The 22102-nt window shown below is 64.0% G+C and carries 18 protein-coding genes; 7 read left to right on the forward strand and 11 right to left on the reverse strand.

The features are described from left to right. Window positions 1-46: 46 nt before the first annotated feature. The gene (locus tag RS897_RS02200) at window positions 47-292 is read right to left on the reverse strand and encodes a hypothetical protein (protein ID WP_315834980.1); all 246 of its coding nucleotides are present in this window, start codon (window positions 290-292) and stop codon (window positions 47-49) included. A 291-nt stretch (window positions 293-583) separates the two neighbouring features. Here RS897_RS02200 and RS897_RS02205 point away from each other — a divergent pair, with 291 nt between their 5' ends. After that, window positions 584-1174 (forward strand): NADPH-dependent FMN reductase, encoded by a 591-nt coding sequence (locus RS897_RS02205; protein ID WP_315834981.1) that lies wholly within the window; start codon window positions 584-586, stop codon window positions 1172-1174. A gap of 4 nt (window positions 1175-1178) precedes the next feature. On the opposite strand, the gene RS897_RS02210 is transcribed toward RS897_RS02205, so the two are convergent. After that, window positions 1179-2645 carry a GH1 family beta-glucosidase gene (locus RS897_RS02210; protein WP_315834982.1) on the reverse strand — a complete coding sequence of 489 codons (1467 nt, stop codon included), beginning with the start codon at window positions 2643-2645 and terminating at the stop codon, window positions 1179-1181. A gap of 252 nt (window positions 2646-2897) precedes the next feature. Here RS897_RS02210 and RS897_RS02215 point away from each other — a divergent pair, with 252 nt between their 5' ends. Together RS897_RS02215 and RS897_RS02220 are read left to right on the forward strand one after the other, a co-directional pair. Further along, complete coding sequence (locus tag RS897_RS02215) at window positions 2898-3770, forward strand: aldose 1-epimerase family protein (protein WP_315838489.1); 873 nt, start codon at window positions 2898-2900, stop codon at window positions 3768-3770. Between the two features lie 38 nt (window positions 3771-3808). Continuing rightward, window positions 3809-4624, forward strand: coding sequence for a glycoside hydrolase family 16 protein (locus tag RS897_RS02220; protein ID WP_315834983.1), 816 nt, complete (start codon window positions 3809-3811; stop codon window positions 4622-4624). Between the two features lie 110 nt (window positions 4625-4734). Here the strand turns inward: RS897_RS02220 and RS897_RS02225 are convergent, their stop codons facing one another. Continuing rightward, window positions 4735-5181: a hypothetical protein gene (locus RS897_RS02225; protein WP_315834984.1), complete on the reverse strand. Its 447-nt coding sequence runs from the start codon at window positions 5179-5181 to the stop codon at window positions 4735-4737. 241 nt (window positions 5182-5422) lie between these two features. On the opposite strand from RS897_RS02225, the gene RS897_RS02230 reads away from it, so the two are divergent. Further along, window positions 5423-6898, forward strand: coding sequence for an amidase (locus RS897_RS02230; protein WP_315834985.1), 1476 nt, complete (start codon window positions 5423-5425; stop codon window positions 6896-6898). A 41-nt stretch (window positions 6899-6939) separates the two neighbouring features. On the opposite strand, the gene RS897_RS02235 is transcribed toward RS897_RS02230, so the two are convergent. Next, on the reverse strand, window positions 6940-8223 hold the full coding sequence (locus tag RS897_RS02235; RefSeq protein WP_315834986.1) for a cystathionine gamma-synthase family protein: 1284 nt from the start codon (window positions 8221-8223) through the stop codon (window positions 6940-6942). A gap of 473 nt (window positions 8224-8696) precedes the next feature. Here RS897_RS02235 and RS897_RS02240 point away from each other — a divergent pair, with 473 nt between their 5' ends. After that, window positions 8697-9518, forward strand: a complete 822-nt coding sequence (locus tag RS897_RS02240; protein WP_315834987.1) for a glycoside hydrolase family 16 protein — start codon at window positions 8697-8699, stop codon at window positions 9516-9518. Between the two features lie 5 nt (window positions 9519-9523). On the opposite strand, the gene RS897_RS02245 is transcribed toward RS897_RS02240, so the two are convergent. Next, on the reverse strand, window positions 9524-10753 hold the full coding sequence (locus RS897_RS02245) for an ABC transporter substrate-binding protein (protein ID WP_315834988.1): 1230 nt from the start codon (window positions 10751-10753) through the stop codon (window positions 9524-9526). A 330-nt stretch (window positions 10754-11083) separates the two neighbouring features. On the opposite strand from RS897_RS02245, the gene RS897_RS02250 reads away from it, so the two are divergent. After that, window positions 11084-12427 (forward strand): MFS transporter, encoded by a 1344-nt coding sequence (locus RS897_RS02250; RefSeq protein WP_315834989.1) that lies wholly within the window; start codon window positions 11084-11086, stop codon window positions 12425-12427. 28 nt (window positions 12428-12455) lie between these two features. On the opposite strand, the gene RS897_RS02255 is transcribed toward RS897_RS02250, so the two are convergent. The 4 genes from RS897_RS02255 to RS897_RS02270 form a co-directional block, all read right to left on the reverse strand. Continuing rightward, window positions 12456-13190, reverse strand: a complete 735-nt coding sequence (locus RS897_RS02255) for an SDR family NAD(P)-dependent oxidoreductase (RefSeq protein WP_315834990.1) — start codon at window positions 13188-13190, stop codon at window positions 12456-12458. A 32-nt stretch (window positions 13191-13222) separates the two neighbouring features. Then, window positions 13223-17044, reverse strand: coding sequence for an AsmA family protein (locus RS897_RS02260; RefSeq protein ID WP_315834991.1), 3822 nt, complete (start codon window positions 17042-17044; stop codon window positions 13223-13225). Window positions 17045-17187: 143 nt separating this feature from the next. Continuing rightward, the gene (locus RS897_RS02265) at window positions 17188-18423 is read right to left on the reverse strand and encodes an NAD(P)/FAD-dependent oxidoreductase (protein ID WP_315834992.1); all 1236 of its coding nucleotides are present in this window, start codon (window positions 18421-18423) and stop codon (window positions 17188-17190) included. A 19-nt stretch (window positions 18424-18442) separates the two neighbouring features. Continuing rightward, window positions 18443-19792: an FAD-binding oxidoreductase gene (locus tag RS897_RS02270; RefSeq protein WP_315838490.1), complete on the reverse strand. Its 1350-nt coding sequence runs from the start codon at window positions 19790-19792 to the stop codon at window positions 18443-18445. A 278-nt stretch (window positions 19793-20070) separates the two neighbouring features. On the opposite strand from RS897_RS02270, the gene RS897_RS02275 reads away from it, so the two are divergent. Then, window positions 20071-20616: a thioesterase family protein gene (locus tag RS897_RS02275; RefSeq protein ID WP_315834993.1), complete on the forward strand. Its 546-nt coding sequence runs from the start codon at window positions 20071-20073 to the stop codon at window positions 20614-20616. Here RS897_RS02275 and RS897_RS02280 read toward each other — a convergent pair. Further along, window positions 20597-21412: a tellurite resistance TerB family protein gene (locus RS897_RS02280; protein WP_315834994.1), complete on the reverse strand. Its 816-nt coding sequence runs from the start codon at window positions 21410-21412 to the stop codon at window positions 20597-20599. The two genes, RS897_RS02275 and RS897_RS02280, sit on opposite strands and share 20 nt — an antisense overlap. Window positions 21413-21553: 141 nt before the next feature. After that, window positions 21554-22102 carry a nucleotidyltransferase family protein gene (locus RS897_RS02285; RefSeq protein ID WP_315834995.1) on the reverse strand — a complete coding sequence of 183 codons (549 nt, stop codon included), beginning with the start codon at window positions 22100-22102 and terminating at the stop codon, window positions 21554-21556.

Genomic DNA, 22102 nt, shown 5'->3' on the forward strand with positions numbered 1-22102 from the left:
CGCGGCCAGCCCCGGATGCCGCTTCACTTAATCTGTGCGACAAGCCCTACGCGTCCTTTTCGCACTTCTTCATGAAACTGTTCTTTGCGGCGCCTTTCAGTGCCTTGCCGTCCGATCCGACGGCCTTGGTCGCACAGCTGTCGACCGCGCATTTCTTCATGAAAGACGTCTTCGCCGCGCCGGCGAGCGCCTTGCCATCCTTGCCGACGGCTTTGCTTTCGCAGGTTGCCTGCGCAAAGGCAGAGCCGACAGACAGCACGGTGATCACAGCAGCTACACATATCCGTTTCATCGCTGGTCTCTCCATCGATTGAATTTGATCTTGCTTCCAAGGGATCGGGCCTCGAGACCCACTTTCATCATCACGAGCAGGGACTGTTTTGGGCGTGAACGGGAGAGGAAAATAAACCTGTCCGGTCGCTGCAACAAGACACAACCAGGCGTTCACAGGTCGGACCGGCCCGCGTTTGGTGCAGCGCCCAAAGGAGCCGGAGGCAGGTGGCGGTGCCCTGCCCTTGAGAGGCCAACCGGAAGCCCCTACAACACAGATGTCTTCATCCGAACACCGGGCATGGAGTGACGCGTGGCCGATCGAATCCTTGTTCTTTACGGGTCCTACCGCGCCGATCGGATGGGAATCCGCCTGGCGGACTACATCGTCGCCGGGCTGAGCGCGCGGGGCAATGACGTCGAACTGATCGACGCCAAGGCCATCGGGCTGCCGATGCTGGACCGGATGTACAAGGAACATGCTCCGGGCTCCGCTCCCCCCGCGATGGAAACGCTGGCCCGGAAGATCGTCGCTGCGGACGCGTTCGTGTTCGTGACCGGCGAATACAATTGGGGGATGCAGCCGGGGCTCAAGAACCTGACCGACCATTTCCTCGAGGAATGGTTCTGGCGCCCCGCCGCCATCGCCAGTTATTCAGCGGGGCGGCTCTCCGGCGCGCGGGCTTCCACCCTTTGGCACGGCACGCTGTCCGAGATGGGCATGGTCGTCATCTCCAGCACCCTTGCGATCGGACCGATCGGGCAAACGTTGACAGCCGAGGGCAAGCCGACCGGGGATGGCGGACACGCGCTTGAACGCGCCTTCCCTCGTTTCGCCGACGATCTCGCCTGGTGGACCGAAGCCACCAAAGCCCAGCGTGCACGCAAGGCGCCGCCGTACTAGGGTCTCACGCCAGCGCGTTGCGCGCGATCACCTCGCGATAGAATGAGACGCTCAGCTTCGGTGTCCGGCGCTGGGTTTCGAAATCGACGCGATACAAGCCGTAACGCTTGTCCAGTCCGTCCGTCCATTCGAAGTTATCCAGCAAGCTCCATAGGAAATAACCCCGCACCGGCACGCCTTCGGACGTCGCACGCTGCAACTGCGTCAGGTAACTGCGCAGCAACACGATCCGGTCAAGGTCATAGACGTTGCCGCCGGCAACCGGTTCGTCCGCCGCCGAGGTACCGTTTTCGGTGATGTAGATCGCCTTGGGATTCCAGAGTTTCGCCACATGACGCGGCGCCCAGTACAGCGCTTCAGGGCCGATCTTGTGCCAGGGCGAACTCGTGTGCGGAAACGACGCCGGCATCGGCAGCACCGCGAAGCCGTGCGCATCGTCAGCCGCCGTCACATAATAATGCGGCGTGTAGACATTGATGCCGACATAATCGACCGGCGACGAGATGATCTTGAGATCATCAGTGGTGTATGTCGGTGCGTTGGCACCGGCATACGCCAGAAATGCGTCGGTGTATTTTCCTTCGAGGATCACGGTGAGATAGCCGGCGTTCATTTCGCGGGTGGCGATCTCGGCAGCCCGGGCATTCGCCGGCGTCTCGATGGCCGGCACGCACACCACGATGTTTTCCGCCGGGCCAACTTTGGTCCCTGTCCGGCCACGGGCGCGGATTGCCTGCACGGCGAGGCCATGGGCCAGCGCCACGTGGTGGCGCACCTGATTGACCCGGTTCTGCGCAAGATTGAGTCCGGGCGCGTCCGGACCACCGCCATAACCCGCTTCGACGAAGCGGCCGCACTCATTGATGGTGAAGAAATTGGTCACGCGATCGCTCAGGCGTTCCGCGACATAGCCGGCATATTCCCCAAACGCCTTGGCGGTGTCGCGGGATTCCCACCCGCCGAAGCGGTCCTGCAGCACCTGGGGCAGATCCCAGTGATACAGCGTCGCAAACGGCTCGATGCCGTTGGCGAGGCATTCGTCGACAAGACGATGATAGAAATCGAGACCTTTGGGATTGGGCTCGCCCGCGCCATCCGGAAACACGCGCGGCCAGGCGATCGAGAAGCGATAGGCCTTCGCGCCCATCGCCTTCATCAGCTGAACGTCTTCCTTGTAGCGATGATAGTGATCGCTGGCGCGATCCGCATTGCTGCGATCGACGATCTTTCCGGGCGTGTGCGCAAAGGTGTCCCAGATCGACGGCCCTCGCCCATCCGCTCTGACGGCCCCTTCGACCTGATAAGCCGAGGTCGCGGTTCCCCACAGGAAGCCTTTGGGAAAACCGGAGACCACGCTCGCCTTCGGCTCACCTGAACGCGTCGGCCCGGCCTTGGCCGATGCCGTGGAGGCTCCGAGCGCCGACCAGGCGGCGAGTTTTGCAAGCTGACGGCGAGAAAACCCCTTGAACATCAGATATCCCGTTGGAAGATCAGGCGGGCGCCATGTTTTCATGCCCCGCGAGGGCAGGCACCCGGCACTTCATGTGTCGCAAAATAATCGCCATGTCCACCACGAAGGACCTGCGCCGGCAGCGCTCCATGCCGCACGCTTTCACTCCAGAGCCGCTTTTGTTACCGTTCGTGCCGGCGGCCCGCGAGCGGCTTGCTTTGCCTCTTTTGGAAGCATGTAGACCACAACGTGAGCCCAACCCAGAACCAGGATCTGAACCCGGACAGCCACACGCTGTGCGGCAGCGGGATATCCGCGATCATTGCCGCTCACGGCGCCGAACTGCGATCGTTGCGCAACACACGGGAAATTGAATTGCTGTGGCAGGCAGGTCCCGCCTGGCGGCGCCATGCGCCGATCCTGTTTCCGATCGTGGGCCGGCTGAAGGGTGATGAGCTGCGGCATCGGGGTCGTGCGTATCCGATGACGCAGCATGGCTTCGCGCGCGACCGACGCTTCGACTGGACGGAGCGCGGGCCGTCATCCTGCACACTTGTTCTCACCGACGATGCGGATACCCGCTCGCGTTATCCTTTTGCGTTTCGCCTGACTGTGACATATGCGCTGAACGACAGAACTCTGAACGTGTCCTTCGAAGTCAGCAATCCCGGCGACGAGGTGCTGCCCGCGTCGGTCGGTGGCCATCCGGCGTTCAACTGGCCGTTGCTTCCGGAGCTGGACAAAGAGGCCTACCGGCTGACGTTTTCCGACATGGAGAAAGCGCCGATCCGCCGCCTGACCGACGGCCTGCTGCGCGCGACACCGGAACCCAATCCCATTCACGGCAACATCCTTGCCCTCTCGGAACGGCTTTTCGACGACGATGCCGTCATCCTGGATCGTCCCGCAAGCACGAGCGTCCGCTACGCGGCCGATCGTGGCCCCTCGATCGAGATGGCGTGGCAAGGTTTTCGGGAGTTCGGCATCTGGTCGAAGCCCGGAGGCGCGCCGTTCCTGTGCCTCGAACCCTGGCACGGCGTCGCCAGCCCCAGGGATTTCGACGGCGAGTTTATCGACAAGCCGGGCCTGATGCTGATTGCCCCCGGCGCGAGACACGTTCTGAGCTATCAGATCAGCGTTGACTAGCTGATCGCGCGGATCACAGCGGCGTCGAGGATATCGACATGCCAGGCATGAGAATCAACATTCTCCGCATCGTCATGATGTCTGCCGGCCTCAGCGTTTGCGGACAAGGTCTTGCACAAGCGCCGGAGCCTCCGCCGCAGGCGGTTGCCGCCGGATTCCAAACCCTGGCTTTCAACGACGAATTTTCAGTCGACAGCTTCACGTCCGCAGCCACCACCAGGCTGTGGTGGGAGAGCTTCCACTTCTTTCCTCCGCCTGTCGGCATCATCGAAATGCTGCCCGGTGGCGGCGTCGTGCGGCTGACCACGCCGGGCACGTCGCCTCATACCCATCTGGTCAACCACCCGGTGAACGACGCGCCTTATGGCGATGGCTATCTGTTCGGCTATTTTGAAGCCCGGATGCGATTTCTTCCTGGCACAAACGCGGATGTCGCGAACAGCTGGGGCGCATTCTGGCTGTTCTCCAAGCCAGCGATCGAAAACAACGTGTCCAATGCAGACGGCAGCAAGACGTGGTGCGAGATCGACGTGGCGGAGATGTACCGCCATGGCCTGCTCAATACGACGATCCACTCCTGGCACCAACCGAGCGGTGGTACGCCGCAGGATACGTTCAATCCCGTCCATCTCAATGTCGTCAGCGGCGATCCGATCGACGGCAACTGGCACACTTTCGGCTTGCTGTGGCAACCGGGCGTCGTGACCTGGTATATGGACGATGTCCAGGTGACGACCTACACGCATTCGTATCCGGTCTGCGACACGCAGCCGATGACGCCTGTCCTGTCCGTGCAAAGCCTGGCTGAGGATCCACAGACCGCCGAGGTCGACTGGGTTCGGATCTGGAAATAACGCGCGCGATTCGGGCGAAATGCCTGGCCCCGGCGCGACCCGGGTCAGCCAACGGAGCCGCGCCTGCGCGGACCCATTGGGCGCACCCAGGCGCCTGCTGCCGGTTGGCCTCAAGCCTTCTTGGATGAAGATTTGGATGAAGATTTTTTGGGCGAAGCTTTCTTGGCCAAAGCTTTCTTGGGCTTCTTCGCCGGGGTCTTGCTCGCTTTGGGCGCCTTCTTTTTATCCGCGTTCTCGACGGACGCAGCCTGAGCCTTGTCGGCAGCCGCCTTGTCAGCCGCTACCTTGGCAGAAATGGCTTCCGCTGCCATTCGCATGGAGCGCGCGTAGCTGTCGGCTGCGTTGTCGGCGGAGATCTGCAATCGCCTGGCAGCCGCGGTGCCCTGCTCCAGCGTGTCCTTTGCAAGCTGCTTGTAGCGCTCCCTGGTCTCGGCATTCTTGGCCTTGGCGGCAAGGGCCACGTAATGAGCCCGCCGCGTCTTGGCGGCGGCAAGGAGGGTCTTGTTTTGCTGTTTCGCAATCTGCCGGATCAAGACATCCAGATCGGCTTCCGCCATCATTCATTTCCTTCAAGACAAGCCAGACAAATTTATCGGACCCACTATGCAATTGCCGGGGGGCCTTTGCAACACGAGGGCCATTGTTGTCCCTCGATCGCGGCCGGCATGGTGTGGGGATGGTGAATAACAGGAGCCGCCATCGCTCGCCCAGCATTATCCATCCTCATCATTGCGGCTGCGTTCTTGACCCCGAACATTGCTGAACTACAGTCCAGGCCACATCAAGGGAATGGATCTGATGACTTTACCGATGAGCTGGGATGAATGGGCTGAGCACGACGGGCTGGCGCTCGCCGCGCGGGTGAAGAAGGGAGAATTGACCGCCGCCGAGTTGTCGACCCAAGCAGCCGCCGGCATCGCCAAGGTCAACGGCGCGCTGTCCGGTGTAGTCGAGGTGTTCGAGGACGCGGTCACTGATCCGGCGATCGACGGAACGGACCTCGCGGGCCCCTTTGCCGGTCTGCCGTTCCTGATGAAGGACCTCGGCCCCACACTGAAAGGCCGCCTGCAGGAAATGGGTTCGTTGCTGATGCGCGGCAATCGCGCAACGGCCGATACCTTCCTGACCTCGCAAATGCGCAAAGCGGGGCTCAACCTGATCGGACGCACGACCACGCCGGAGTTCGGGGTCTGCAGCTCGGCCGAGAATCCCGCGGTCTACGTCACGCGCAATCCCTGGAACACCGACTACACCACATGCGGCTCCTCTGCCGGGAGCGCCGCGATGGTCGCCGCCGGCGTGGTGCCGATCGCGCATGCGACGGACGGCGGCGGCTCGATCCGCATTCCCGCCGGCGTCAACGGCAACATCGGGCTCAAGGTGTCGCGCGGCGTGTTCTCGCTGGCACCGCATTTATCGGACCTGACGGGCCTGGTCTCGATCCAGGGCTGCCAGTCGCGCTCGGTGCGCGACACCGCGGCTTTTGTTGATGCCTGCCGGGGCCCCGGACCCGGCGAATTCATGCCGTTCTGGACCCCGCCGGAGCCCTACACACAGCTCATCACGCGCGACCCGAGCCGGCTCAAGATCGCTCTCTCGCACCAGTGGGGCGACTATCGCGCCACACCGCATATCGCGGCCGAGCTCGAACGCGTGGGCCGGTTCCTCGAGGGCCTCGGCCATCATGTGGATTACGCCCTGCCGGCCGCCGATTTTAACGCCGCGTTCGCCGCGCAGACCACCTGCTACATCAGCAATTTCGCCGTGGTCATCGGCAACATGCTCGCCGCGCGCGGGCTGGAGCGGCCGCCGGCGGATCTCGTCGAACCCATCAACATCCGGATCTGGGACGCCGGCCGACACACGACCTTCGCCGAGCGCGCACGGATGCAAGCGATGTTCAATACAACCTCGCGCGGCTTCGGCGCATTTTTCGAGGACTGGGACATCATCCTGACGCCGATCACCGCGCTGCCGACACCAAAGATCGGCACCACGGAGTACCTGACCATCAGCGACAATCCGTCGGTGCTGGACTGGTTCGGCAATCTCTGGCGCAACTTCGCCTTCACGCCGCTCGCCAATCTCTGCGGCATTCCCGGAATCTCACTGCCGCTGGCCGTAAACGAGCACGGGCTGCCGCTCGGCATCCAGGCACAGGCCAAGCAGGGCAACGACGGACTGTTGCTGCAGCTGGCGGCGCAGATCGAGCGCGCGATCGGCGGCCGGTGGAGCTCGGGGCGCACGCCGGACGTTCACGTGTCGAAGGGCTGAACTTGCGGCGCAGTTCAGGGGCGCGGTCCGTATCTGCCGCGCTACGCTACATTTAACGCCTGCCCGATGTCAGCGATCAGGTCGGACGGATGTTCGATGCCGATCGACAACCTGATCGTGGAATCGAGCACGCCGATGCTTTGGCGAAGGTCAGCCGGAACGCCGGAATGGGTCATGCTGGCAGGCAGGCTGGCCAGCGACTCGGTGCCGCCCAGGCTCACCGCCAGCTTGAAGATCTGCAGCGCGTTCAAGAAGCGGAATGCGGCGGGCTGGCCGCCGACAATGTCGAACGAGAAGGTGGAGCCCGCACCGGTGCATTGCCTTGCAAACAGCCGGCCGGCGGCAGAGGCCGGATCATGATGCGCAAGATAGTGGACCTTCGCCACCTTGGGCTGGTCGCGCAGGAAATCCGCCACCAGCCGGGCATTCTCATCGGCTCTGTGCATGCGGATGCTCAGGGTTTCGAGCGAGCGGCTGATCATCCAGCAGGAATGCGGATCCAGCTGGGTGCCGATGGCGCCGCGCAGCGCCTTGACGTCCTTCATCAGGGTTTTCGAGCCGAGCGCCGCGCCCGCGATCAAGTCCGAGTGACCGCCGACATACTTCGTCAGCGAGTACAGCGACAGATCCGCACCGTGTTCGATCGGCCGCTGAAAGACCGGACCAAGCAGCGTATTGTCGCAGGCAATGATCGGCGTGTGCCCCTGGGCCCGACCGATCATGTCGGCGATGCGGCGAACCATCGCGATGTCGACGAGACCATTGGTGGGATTGGCGGGGGTTTCGATGAAGATCATGGACACCCGCCCCCGGCGCATCGCGTCCTCCGCCGCCAGCCGGACCACGGGTTCGTCAATGCCGTCGGCAAAGCCCACGGCACCGATGGAGAGACCAGCAAGCGTCTTGGCGAAGAGCGTCTCCGTTCCACCATACAGCGGCTGTGAGTGCAGGATGACGTCACCCGGACGTGCGAATGCGAGAATCGTTGTCGCGATCGCCGACATGCCTGACGAGAACAGCGCGCAATTCTCGGTGCGCTCATAAATGGCGAGCCGATCCTCGACGATCTCGCTGTTGGGATGGTTGAAGCGCGAGTAGACAAGGCCGGCGCCCATTCCGGCGGGCGGCTCGCGCCGCCCCGACACGAAGTCGAAGAAGTCCTGCCCATCTTCAGCGGTCCGAAAAACGAAGGTCGAGGTCAGAAACACCGGCGGCTTGACGGCCCCTTCCGACAACTGCGGATCGTAGCCGTAGTTCAGCATCAGTGTTTCCGGATGCAGTGCATGATTACCGATATGGGTCTTCGACGGAAACGGTTTCACCATGGCCTGTCTCGCTGTCTGTTGTCGGACTCTCGTTCTGCGGTCGGATTGTCGCCGATGGCACGATTGGTGAAGAGAATGGATCGACGGTATCCATAAGCTCCGGGATTGGTCCGCACCGACGCGTGATCCTGCTCAAAAACAAGGCGATTTGCTGCTTGCATCGCGACTCAGGCATCCACCTCTCTGAAGTCAAAATACGCGCCTTCGGCGCAATGTCTATTGCGCTTGGCGCCCGAGCGACTGCATATTCGGCAAGCTTAATGGGACGAGCCGACAGATCCGTGCTTACGCACGACCACCGGCAGCACGGGTAACGCGTAACTGACGCGCCTTCGCAAAAGTGCTGATCTCAGTTGCGATCAGCCCGTCTAGATTAACGGATTGCATTTCAGACCGCCGTCATCGAATCCCCGCAGTGGCGCCGGCCGATGAATTGCATAATGAATCGCAGATCATGAATTGCAGGCATCAACATGTCGAAGATTCGTGTAAACGTTCGCATCATCGCAGCCGTGTCACTCTGCCTTCTGGGCTGCCATGAAGGTCTGGCGCAAACGACGCCGACAGCTCCGTCGCAGGCATCGGCCTACGGATACAGTACCCTCGTCTTCAACGAGGACTTTTCAACGGATACCTTCACCCCGGCGGCCACCACACGGCGCTGGTGGAACAACTTCTGGTTCTTCCCTCCAGCCGTTGGGACATCAGTCATGCTGCCGGAAGGCGGCGTTGTGCGGATGACAACACCTGGCTATTTGCCAAACACTCACCTGGTCAACCACCCGGTGAACACCGCAGCCTATGGCCCCGACTACCTGTTCGGATATTTCGAGGCCCGGATGCGCTTTCTGCCTGGCACAGACGCCAACGTCGGGTACAACTGGGGCGCGTTCTGGCTGCTCTCCAAGCCCGCCATTGAAGACCGAGTCTCTGACGCGAACGGCAACAAGTCGTGGTGCGAAATCGACGTCGCCGAGATGTTCGGCCCCTACATGCTCAACACGACAATTCACTCCTGGTATCAGCCGAGCGGCGGGACCATGCAGAACACGCAGAATCCCAACCACCTCAACAACATACCCAACAACCCGATCGACGGAAACTGGCACACGTTTGGCGTGCTCTGGCGCAAGGGAGTCGTCACCTGGTACATGGACAACGTGCAGGTGTCGACCTACAGACACTCGTTCTCCGTCTGCAATACCCAGCCGATGACCATCGTTTTATCGGCGCAAACCCTGGCCGCCTGGAACTCGGAGATTACGGACGTCGACTGGGTTCGTGTCTGGCGCTGATCGGACTATTTGATCAACGGGCAGCCGCCGTCCTTTAGCGGCCGAAACGCCTGCTCTCCGGGCACCTCCGCGAGAATCTTGTAATAATCCCATGACCCCTTCGACTCTTCGGGCTTCTTCACCTCCAGCAGCAGCATGCTGTGGACCATGCGACCGTCCTCGCGCAGCACGCCGTTCTCGGTGAAAGCATCCCGCACCGGCATCTCACGCATCTTCGCCAGCACCGCCTTGGTGTCGGTGGTCCCCGCGGCCTGGACGGCTTTGAGATAATGCAGCGTGCCGCTGTAGGTGGCCGCCTGATTCATGGTCGGCATGCGCTTCATGCGGTCGAAGAACCGTTTGCCGAAGGCGCGGGTGCGTTCGTTCTGATCCCAGTAAAACGCTTCGGTGATGATGAGGCCCTGCGCGATCTTCAAGCCCAGGCTGTGGATGTCGGAAATGAACATCACGATGCCGGCCAGGTTCTGACCGCCGGCGACGATGCCGAATTCCGAGGCCTGCTTGATGGTGTTGATGGTGTCGCCGCCGCCGTTGGCGAGACCGATGATTTTCGCCTTCGAGGCCTGCGCCTGCAGCAGGAACGACGAGAAGTCCGCGGTGTTGAGTGGCGCTCGCGCACTGCCGAGCACCTTGCCACCGGCCACCCTCACCACCTCGCCGGTGTCGCGTTCGATCGAGTGACCGAACAGATAGTCGGCGGTGATGAAGAACCAGCTGTCGCCGCCCTGCTTGACGATGGCACCGCCGACGGTTTTGGCGTTGGCATAGGTGTCGTAGGTCCAGTGCGCGGTGTAGGGCGAGCATGACTTGCCGGTGATGTCCGAACTCGCGGCATCGGTGACAATCATGATCTTCTCATAGCGCTTCGACATCTCCATGCCGGCCAGTGCGGTGGCCGAGGTCGGCATGTCGATGATCATGTCGACGCCTTCGCTCTCATACCATTTCCGGGTGATGGCAGCGGCGATGTCGGCCTTGTTCTGCGCGTCGGCGGTGAGAAGCCCAATCGGCCGTCCCAGCACCGTGGACTTGAAATCCTCGATCGCCATCTTGGTAGCTTCGACATTGCCCGTGCCGCCGATGTCCGAATAGACCGAGGTGAAATCCGACAGCACGCCAATCTTGACCGGTGCCGTGGATTGCTGCGCCTGCACAGGTGCGCTTAACAGAGAACTACCGAGAACAACCGCTGTGGTCAGCGCCAGAGCCGTCAAGGCACGATCAAAAGATTTCATTGTTTCCCCCATTATCATTTTCTGGTGTTTGCTTGGCCGCAGGATGGCGTTACCTTGGCGGTCAGGCAAGTGGCTCTCGATCGATTTCGTCGGCGACTGCCCGTCCATGACCTGCGCCCGCCAAGGCGGCGCATGGGCCTCTGCCACCTCAACAAGAACACGCGCAAGGCAGCGAAGGGACAAACGCCATGACCATCCCGCCATTCCCTCCGGTCTAGACATCACCGCCAAACAGCGGAGTGACGGCATCGCCGATCGCTGCCGTCCGCGCGAGGGCGCGCTCGAGCGCGCGTTGCCCGACACATCCACCACCTCTTTCTGAAGGCTTTCATGTCGACACCCTCCTCCGCTGCGGCCGACGCCGCCCCCACCATCAGCTGGGATGAAAAGAAAGTCCTGACCGCGACGCTCGTCGGCACCACCATCGAATGGTACGATTTCTTCGTCTACGCCCAAGCCGCAGGCCTGGTGTTCGGTCCGCTGTTCTTCGCTCCAATGGTCCAAAACAATCCGTTGCTGGCGCAAATCCTGTCGTTCGCGACCATCGGGCTCTCGTTCCTGTTCCGGCCGCTCGGTGCAATCGTCTGCGGCCATATGGGCGACCGGTTCGGCCGCCGCGGCGTGCTGGTGATGACACTGGTGCTGATGGGCGTGGCCACAGCACTGGTCGGCCTGCTGCCGACCTATGCGCAGATCGGCGCCTGGGCGCCCGTGCTGCTGGTGCTGCTGCGCATCCTGCAGGGCTTCTCCGCCGGCGGCGAATGGGGTGGCGCGGCGCTGATGTCGGTGGAGTATGCGCCGCGCGGCCGACGCAGCTTCTTCGGAGCATTCCCGCAGATCGGCACGCCGCTGGGCATGATCCTCGCGACCGGCGTGCTGTGGATCTTGACCACGCTGCTCGGCAAGCAGGCGATGACCGAATGGGGCTGGCGAATTCCGTTCCTGGTCTCGATCGCGCTGATCATTGTCGGTGCGGTGATCCGGCGCACCGTGGAGGAGTCGCCCGTATTCCGGGCCATGCATCAGCGCCGCAAGGAATCCTCCGCGCCGCTGCGCGACCTGTTCCGCGGCCACAGCAAGGAGATCCTGCGCACCGCGCTGATCTTCATGGCCAACAACGCTGCCGGCTATATCCTGATCGCCTTCATCATCAGCTACGGCCTCAATACGCTGAAGCTGCCGTCGGACCAGATCCTGCTGGTCTCAACCCTGGCGGCATTCGGCTGGTTCGCATTCACGCTGCTCGGCGGGCTGATGGGTGACTGGATCGGGCGGGTGCGCACCTTCCAGATCGGGTTCGTCATTATGGCGCTGTGGGCGATCCCGATGTGGTTCCTGATCGACTCGAAAAGCATCGCGCTGTTCTTTGTCGGCGCGTTCGGCCTGACGATCGGGCTCGGCCTGTCCTATGGACCACAAGCGGCGCTGTACGCCGAATTGTTTCCGGCCAGGATTCGTTATTCCGGCGTCTCAGTCGGCTATGCGCTCGGCGCCATCCTCGGCGGCGCCTTCGCACCGGCGATCGCGCAATGGATCATCGGCACTTACGGCGAATCCTGGCGTGTGGGCGCCTATATCGCGGTGCTCTCGGTGATCTCCCTGATCGCGGTGTCCACGATCAGGGATCCGCAGGGCGTGGACCTCAATGTCCACGACGGCGAGGTCGCGTCATAGTGAGGCGTGCCGGACGCTGGATCGTGATCTAGTTGAAGGCCATGCCGCCGCTCATCGCGACGGTCTGGCCGGTCATATAGGCATTGTCGATCAGCAGCATGACGGCACCCGCCACCTCGTCGGCCGCGCCAAAGCGCCCCAGCGGGATGCGGCTGACGAGGCTCTCCTGCCCGTGCATCATGTCGGTTTCGATCAGAGAGGGCGCAACCGCATTGACGGTGACGCCCTCCTTCACCAGACGGGCAGCGTAACCGCGCGTCAGCCCCTCGATTCCGGCTTTGGATGCATTGTAGTGCGGTCCAATTGAGCCCGCTCCGCGGGCGGCTCCGGAAGAGATATTGACGATGCGTCCCCATTTCGCCGCCCGCATCGTCGGCAGGACGGCCTGGGTGCAGAGAAAGACCGACTTCAGATTGACCGCGATAGTCTGATCGAAATCGGCCTCGGTGAGATCGTCAATGCCGCGGGTGATGGCAACGCCGGCATTATTGATGAGAATATCGATCGGTCCGAGTTGCGCGTTCACCGCTGCGGCCATCCCGGCCACGGCGCTGGCATCCGAGACGTCCGCAGGGATCGCCATGGCGCGACCACCGGCATCGACGATGGCCTTGACCAGACCATCCGCATCACTGACACGCTCGCGATAGTTGATGGCAACGGCAGCACCCGCGGCGGCCAGCGCCCGCGCAATCGCTGCGCCGATGCCGCGAGAACCTCCGGTCACCAGGGCAACGCGGCCGTGCAAGGTATTTTTCGTCATCCCAGTCTCCAATGGCGGCGAGCGGCAATCGCTCAGTTCTGCACCGGCGGCGTCAGCACCAGCGGGGCGCGTGCGCGCGGCTTTGCCATGCCGGGCGCGGGGCGCACCTCAATCGGCGGCGGCAACGGTTCCAGCGCCGGCGCGGCCACGGAGGGCACACCATTCGACGCCTGTGGCGGTGCGGGCGACGGCAGGGCCGGCGCCGGGGGCACTGTCACGACAGGACTGGCCTTCGCTTTTGGCTCGCGCCGCCGCTGATCACGGCCAGGCACCGGCACGCCGGGCGGCGGCAATGCACCGGCATCGGGCACAGGCTCCACAGCCGCCGGAGGATTGACGGCCGTGGGCGGCGGGATCGCCGCCGTCGTCGGTGGTGGCAGCGTTGGGGCCGCAGGCGGCAGCGGCTCGCCGCGTTCCAGCGCATCAAGCCGCCGTGTCTCGCGATCGATCGCCCGCACCGCGAGCCATGACGACAGCGATGTCACGTCAATGGTGCGGTTGAGGCGATCCGGCGGCCCATGAGCGAAGATCTGGATCTCCGGCCGGCTGGTGTCGGTGCCGATCCTGGTCGACACCAGGCTCGCGCGCAAATCCGCCTGGTCCGCCGTGATATCGTAGCCACCGGAGACGACGGCCCGAGCCCCGTCGGCCTCAAGCGTGGTGGAGGTCACCCGCAAGCTGCCGTCGCGGATGTTGAACGGAATCTGCACCGACGCGACCGGCAACGGCGCCGAGGCAAGCACCGGCGCGATCAGGTCGCGCAGCCTGCGATCATCGGCCACCCGCCCGGCATCGCTCGCTGCAATCGCCACCTCGAACGCGCGGGGATCGAGGCCGCTGATCTGCGCATTCTCCATCGACAGCGTGCCGCTGCCGGACAGCGCACCGGCCAGCACGCCAGCGCTGCGGCCACGGGTGGACAGTGCCATCTGCAGCGACGTCTTCCCGGCCGGCAGCGCCAGCCCGCGATAGCTCAATGCCTGGCCGTCGACGCCGGACAATTGCACGCGCGCATCGACAGCAAATCCGTCGCGGCCATTGGTCGTGGTCAGGTCGGCAGTCGCACTGCCGCCGCCGAGCGAGCCCTTGACGCCATTCAGCGTCAGCGACGCACCATTGCCCTTCAGCGTGCCGCTCACGGGCTTGAGCTCGAGACCACCGGGCAGCACGCCCCGCAACGCCTGAAATGCCAGTTCGCCGCGTGCGCCCTGCAACGGGCCTCGGCCAAGCGGCTCATCGGCGGCATGGCCGGTGGCGCCGATCGCAAGGCCGAACAGCGCGCCGAGATCGAGCGCATCCATGCCGAGTTCGCCGGAGAAGGCCGGCTCATCGCCCCGCGTCAGCGCAAGCCGGCCGCGTACCCGCGAGCCGGCCACGGTGCTGTCGATATCGCTGAACGTCAGTCGCGGCCCGGCGACGTCCAGCCGCGACGACAAACTGATGGTTAAGGCAGGCAACCGTCCCGGCGGCAGATCTAACGCCGGCGCAAGGTCGATCTTGCGCGCCGCGAGGGTGACCGAAACGCTGGGATCGTCCGCCCAGGGATTCGCCGTGCCCTGCGCGTCGGCATCGAGATTGGTGCCGGCGAGTTTTGCCTTGAACCGCAGCGGCGCCTTCCAGATGCCGGTGGCGGTGGCCTCGAACTGGGCCGCACCGTCGCCGGCCGCCAGCGCGCGATCGAGGCCGAGCAGTGCCAGCAGTATGCGCCCCTGATCGGCGGCAAGCTTGCTGTCGACATTGATCTCGCCTTTTGCGAGCGCATCGAGATCGAAATGTTGCAGGGCGGCGAGCGTCGACTGCGCCGAAGCGCGGGTGGTGCCCTTGAGCTGCGGGCTGTCGACCTCAAGCGTCGCCAGGACATTGGCAACATGGCCTCCGGCGCGATCCGCCTTGGGGCGATCCGATTTGGAGGAATCCGACTTGGCCTCGGCCTTGCTGTCCGTTTTGGCGCGATCGGTCGTGTCCATGCGATCGAGTGCAACAGAGAATTTCAGCTTGCTCATGCCCTGAGCGCCCGCGGGTGCCGCCGGCAACGCATTCAACCGCGCTGCGAGTCCCGCGGGCAGCATCGGCGCCAGTGCCGCGGTGATCTGCGACAGCGAGGCCGCATGCGCCTTCAGGCCGAGTTTGCCGGTGCTGGCGGTGCGGTCAAATGCTCCGCTGCCGTCCACGGTCACACCACCGGTGCCGCCAAGTTTCAGGCTGGTGAGGTTGAACGCTGCCGGTCCATAACCGAGTTCGGCCAGCAGCGGCGCGACCTCCTGTCCACCCATGGTGCCACGGCCGATGTCGAGAGAGAGCTGAACTTCATCGGGCCATTCGGCCTGCGGTCCCGCAAAGGCGCGGGCAAAAACCGCCAGCGCGTCAAGATTGGCACGTGCCGCCTTCACACCGACATCAAGCTTCAAGGACTTGTCGGATGCCTTGTCGCTGGTGCCGTCGGACACCGCGAGCCGCCCCTCGATCGCATCGCCTTCGACGGTGGCCTTGATGCCATCCAGCGCGATCCGATCCGGCGCCACGCTCAGATTTCCGGCGATCCGGAGCGGACCCTGCAAGCGCAGCGACGGATCACTGCGACCGCGCAACCAGGTTACGAGCCCATCGGGATCGGTCGACTCCACTTTCAGATCGCCCTTGAAGTCCGTGCCCGGCGCAAGCCGCCCGGCCAGCGCGACCTGGGTTGCGCCCGGCGCACGCCCCTGCAGCTGATCGATGATCCAGCCGTCGGCATCGCCACTGAACTCCGCTGCAATATTCTGCACCGGACGGCCACCGAGGGTGACGCTGTCGGCTTCGACAGCAAGGCGGGTTGCGAACGGCGGCGTCGGCACTGACGAGACGAGGCCGCGTAACCCCGGCAGCAGCCGTGTCGGCTCGGTGGTCGCGGTCTCCTTCGCCAGCAGCCGGTCCGCATCCAGCTGGCGCGCCGCCAGCGTGGCGCGCAGCGACGGCGTGGCGCCGAACGCCATGTCGGCGGAGCCGGACAGTTTCAGCCCGACATCGTCGGCGCCATACACGGCCTCAAGCTGCTCGAACTTGGCTGCAGCCGGATCCGCCCGGACCTTGGTCGACACCTTCCAAGGCGTTTGCAGCAGGTTGCCGCTGGAGTCGGTGCCACGCAACGCGATGGCGCGGGCGAGCGTGAGCGTCCCCTCGAAGCGCGGCACCTGTGCCTGGGTGCTGATGACACCATCAAGATCGAGCCCGAACGGCCGCTGGCCCGGATCAATGTTGAGATGCAGCCGCGTACCCGCCCCGTCGGAGCTGGCGCCAGAGCTGAAGCGGAACGGATAACGCACGCCGTCGTAACGAAAATTGCCGTCGCCGCGCGCGGCCCCTGCGAGGGCACGGACGTCGCCGCCGAACGCGATATCATCAAGCGTGATGGTCGACCGGCTTGCCGCATCATGCAGCGCGATCCGACCGGTGAGATTCACCCGATCAATCGCCAGCGAACCGAAATCGAAGCTGCCGCCCTTGAACGGCCAGATCAGCCGGCCGCGATCATTGAGGCTGAGATCGAGGTTGAGCCCATTGAGCGTCAGCTCTGTGGCCCGCCATTCGCCACGCATCAGGGAGCTCAGGCTGAAATCAACGTCGAGTTTGTCGGCCCCGACCGTGCTCGCACCGGCCGTGTTGCCGACCGCAACCGCCCGCAGCCGCAAGGACGGCGTCGGCAGCAGCCGGGCATCGAGCTGGCCGCCGACCCGCACCGGAGCGCCGATCACGCGCGTCGCCTCGGCCTCGAACTGCGGCCGGAACTGGTTCCAGTCGACAAAATGCGGACCGACCAGCGCGGCCACCAGCGCGAGAATGAAGGCAATCGCCAGTCCGAGCAGCGTGGTCTGCACGGGGTCCCCTTAAAAAGGCTGCAAAAATCCCTCGCGCGCGAGTCGTCGCGGAACCCCATTATACAGGAACAAGTGTGGCGAAGTCACAGCGGCGTTTTGCGCGCCCAACCTCTCAATAGTCCTGCCCCTCAAGAGTCCTGCCCTCAATAACGGTCGGGCCGGAACGGAGCCGGGTCGACGAACGGCGTTTCCCCCACCATCATCTCCGCCAGCAAACGCCCGGTGGCCGGCCCCAGCGTGAAACCTTGATGCCCATGACCGAAATGCATCCACAACCCGGCGTGCCGGGAGGCCGGACCGACCACGGGGAGCATGTCGGGCATACAGGGCCGGGTGCCGGACCAGGGCTGCTGCTCCACCGGCGTGCCGAGATCGAGCAGGCCGCGCGCTGCCTGCTCTGCCCGCCCCAACTGCACCGGACGCATCGACGCCCCCGGGCCGGTGAGTTCGGCGCCCGTGGTGATGCGCAGACCCATCGCCATCGGCGCCAGCACATAACCAAAGCCGGAATCCATCAGCGGCAAGTCGAGTCCGGTGCCGCCGCGAAAATGCCGGTGATACCCCCGCTTGCGCACCATCGGAAACCGATAGCCGAATTTTCGCAGCAACTCCGGCGACCACGGCCCCAACGCCACCACGGCGTGCTCGGCCGCGATGGTGCCGTTCTCCGTCGCGACGCTCCAGCCGCCACCGGGCGACGGCCGCAGGCTGGCCGCATCGCCATGAACAAAATTACCCCCCGATCGGACGAACAGATCGGCATAGGCGCCGACCACGCCGCCAGGATCTTTTGCGGTCCAGGTGTCGAGCCAGTGCAGCGCGCCGATCCCGGTGTCTCTCAAGCCGGGCTCGGCCTGCGCCAGCTCCGCCGCCGACAACAGCCGGGAGCGCACGCCATGCTTAACCCTGAGACGCTCGGCGCGGGCGGCGACGAAATCCATCGTCGCCTGCGACCGCAGCAGGATGCGAAAGCCGTCACGGCGAACCAGGTTCGCGACACCGGACGCATTCATCAGCGTCTCGTGCTCGGGCGCCGCATGGGCGATGATCCCGGCATAGGCTGAAACGATCGCCGCATAACGCTGCGGGGCGGAAAACCACCAGTATTGCAACAGCGACCCGATATGCCGCGGCAGCGTCGCCAGATTGTAGTGAACGTCGTTGGAGCGCCCTGTCGCAATCGCGATCAGCGAGGCGAGGTCCCGCGGCATCGGATAGGGCTCGACTGCTTCGCTCTGGATGAAGCCGGCATTGCCGTAGCTGGTCGCGCGGCCCGGCGCCTGGCGATCGACCAACGCGACCGACCAGCCGCGGCTTTGCAATTGCAGGGCCGCCGCAACACCCGCCATTCCGGCGCCGAGAACAATTGCACTTGGCATGGCAGTCCTTGCGCGCCGCTCAAGCCGCTGGCACGATCTTCCCGGGATTGAAGATGTTGTGCGGGTCCAGCGCCTGCTTCACCGCGCGCATGGCGTCGAGCGCCTCGGGGCCGAGTTCGCCGAGCAGGTATTTCTGCTTGCCCTGGCCGACGCCGTGCTCGCCGGTGCAGGTGCCGCCCATGCCCTGCGCCCGCTCCACCAGGCGATGCATGAATTCCTCCGCACGCGCCATTTCGTCCGGATTGTCGGTGTCGGCCAAAAGCGAGCAATGGAAATTGCCATCGCCGACATGGCCGACAATCGGCGACAGCAGGCCGAGCCGGATCAGGTCTTCTTCGGTTTCCACCACACAGTCGGCCAGCCGCGAGATCGGCACGCAGACGTCGGTGGCGACGATGCCGCCGCCGGGGCGCAAGCCCCGCACCGCCCAATAGGCGTCATGCCGCGCTTGCCACAGCCGGGTGCGCTCCTCCGGCCGTGTGGTCCATTCGAACGACCCGCCGCCGCACTCCCTGGCGATCTCGCCGAACAGCTCCGATTGCGCCGCGACTTCGCCCTCGCTGCCGTGGAATTCCAGCAGCAACAGCGGCGTCTCCGGCAGCGACAGTTTCGAATAGGCGTTGCTGGCCCTGACCTGGGCCTGGTTCAGAAGCTCGATCCGCGCCACCGGAATGCCGGTCTGGATCGCCATGATGGTCGCCTTGCAGGCTCCCTCCACGCTCGTGAACGAGCAGGCCGCCGCGGCGATGGTTTCGGGAATGCCGCGCAGCTTGATGGTCAGTTCGCTGATGATGCCCAGCGTGCCTTCGGCGCCGATGAACAGATGGGTCAGGTCATAACCGGCCGAGGACTTTTTGGCGCGGGTGCCGGTGGTGATGATCTCGCCGTCGCCGCGCACGACCTTCAGCGCCAGCACGTTCTCGCGAATGGTGCCGTAGCGCACCGCGTTGGTGCCGGACGCGCGTGTCGAGGCCATGCCGCCGAGCGACGCGTCGGCACCCGGATCAATCGGGAAGAACAGGCCCTGGTCACGGATGTACTCATTGAGCGCCTTGCGGGTGACGCCGGGCTGGATCACGCAATCCAGATCCTCCGGATGCACCGCAAGAATGTTGTTCATGTCCCTCAGGTCAATGCAGACGCCGCCGGCCGGCGCATTGACCTGGCCTTCCAGCGACGTGCCGGTGCCGAATGCGATCACCGGGACGCCGAGCGGCCCGCAGATCCGCACCACATCCTGGATGTCCACGGTCTCCTGCGCCATCACCACCGCGTCCGGTGGCTGGTTGGCCAGCCAGGTGGTGGTGTGGCCGTGCTGCTCGCGCACGGCCTGCGACGTTACCAGCCGGTTACCGAACCGCGCCGCCATGGCCTCGATCGCCCTCGCAAGCTTCTGCGGCTCCGGCCGCGGCAGCGTCTTTACAGTCGTCAGACCCACCCTTCAATCCTCCTGGAGGCGCCATCCGGCCCTCATCATAACGCCGGAACACGCCGATCTCTGCTGGCTTGCATGCGATCTGCAACACAGGACGCCATCCTGCGCGGATCTGCACGGTTGCGAACGACCGTGGCAAAGGATGTATAAGGGGTCAAGCACCAAGCGGCGCAAAAAGCGCAGGGCATTTCAAAGCAGTCCCCGGGGAAAGCATGACTGAGACTCTCGATCCCAAGGCTCTCGATCCCAAGGCTTTTGATTTCAAATTTGGCCTTCGCCTCGACCGGGCACCGTTCGTCTGCTCCGTGATTCCGATCGAACCCCACTGGATCGACTATAACGGCCACCTCAACATGGCCTATTACAACGTGCTGTTCGACCGCTCGCTGGACGAGTTCTTCGACATGCTCGGCATCGGGCATGACTATCTCAAGCAGCGCAACAACTCGACCATGACCGCGGAGTGCCACGTGCGCTACCTGCGCGAGGTCCACCTCGGCGACCCGGTGCACGTCCATTTGCTGCTGGTCGCCGCCGACCAGAAACGGATGCATATCTTCGAGGAGCTGCACCATGCCAGCGAAGGCTGGGTCTCGGCCACGTCGGAAATCATCTCGCTGCACGTCGACATGGACGTGCGCAAGGTCGCGCCGTATCCGCCCGACATCGCGGCGCGGATCCAGGCGGTGGCCGCCGCGCAAGCGGCAATCCCCCGCCCCGAGGCGATCGGTCGCCGCGTTACGATGCCGGTGACATAGACACAGACACCGGCACCTTTTCGGTGGCGCCTTCCACCGTCGCGTTGAGGTGGGCGACAAGCTTGGGATCGAGCCGCAATCGCGTCGCCAGAAGATCCAGATAGCCTCGCTCGGATGAATGATCCACATCGATGGCAAGCAGCGAGGCCACATAGAGCTCGGCCGCCTCCTCGGGCGTCCGCGCGGCCTGCGCGACGGCATCGATATCCAGCGGTTTGCGCAGTTCGTCGATGACAAACGCCTTGTCGTCGCTATCCAGCGCCATCTTGTCCATCTGCGCGAAGATATTGGCCTGTTCCTTCGCATCGATGTGGCCATCGGCTTTCGCGGCCGCGATCATCGCACGCAGCAGATTGCGGCCGAGCGACTGCTGGTCCGCAACGCCGGTCGGATTGAACGGCGTGTCGCTCGGCGGCGGCAACATCGGCACAGACGTTGTCGCCGTTGCCTGCGGCGCCTGGCCGGTCTGCCAACCCCGATAAGCCTGATAGGCGAGCGCACCGACGACAGCCATGCCGCCAAGCTTGAGGGCGTTGCCGGCGAGCTTGCGACCGCCCTTCGAGCCGAGCAGCACCGTGGCCAGGCCACCAGCCAACGCGCCACCACCGAAGCTGCCAACGGATCCTCCGAGGGCACCTCCGAGAGAGCTGCCGGCAGATCCACCAAGCCCCTTGTTCAAAACATCGCCGGCGTTGCGGGCGAGATCTCCCCATGGCGATCCGGTGGATTGACCTTGTGCGGCGCCTGTCGCCTGGCCTCCGAGAAACTGATCCAGCAGCCGCTTGGCATCGAACATTGTTCGCAGTCCCTTATCCATTGATGTCGCGGCTATAGATCGATTGCCGGCGCGGTCATCGCAACCGCACCCGGCTGCGGCGGAATGCCCGCGCCGCGCTGCGATTTGCCGCAGAACAAAGTTCCGAAAATGAGGCCGGCTTCAAACCACCGTCAGCTGCGGCCAACGGTTCAGCCATTCTTTGGTGCGGAGCCGTTCGTCGACGACATAGCGCCGCGCGGCGAAAGCGGTGGTTGGGCGCACAATCAAATTGATGAGATCGTCGATGCCATGCGGTGCCAGCAGCTCGACGCGACCAAGCACGGAGCGGGCTGCAACCGCCGTGGCCGTCTCGGGCCAGCGCGCGATTGCGCTGCCGACATCGGCATAGGGATCATCGTTGTTATGCGCGTGCATTCGGGCCTGGTTGCTGACAGACCATGGCACGCCCGGGCACGTCAGCCTCAGCTTGCCTTCAATCGCATCGTCGCGGCGCCGGCTTGCATCGGCACCATCGAAGAACACCACATCGACGTCGTTCAGGCGCGTGCAATCCGGCGTGCGATCGTGCAGCACATCCCACACCGCATTTCTGACAAAGCCCGCCCCTATCCAGCAGTCCGGCAGAGCGAGCCTCTCCACGACGTGGAGAAGCCGCATCATGTCCGGCTGCCCTTCGATCAGGGCGATAATGTCAGCAGCGACTTTCAT

Source organism: Bradyrhizobium prioriisuperbiae, from assembly GCF_032397745.1.
In the GTDB taxonomy this organism is placed as follows: Bacteria; Pseudomonadota; Alphaproteobacteria; order Rhizobiales; family Xanthobacteraceae; genus Bradyrhizobium_A; species Bradyrhizobium_A prioriisuperbiae.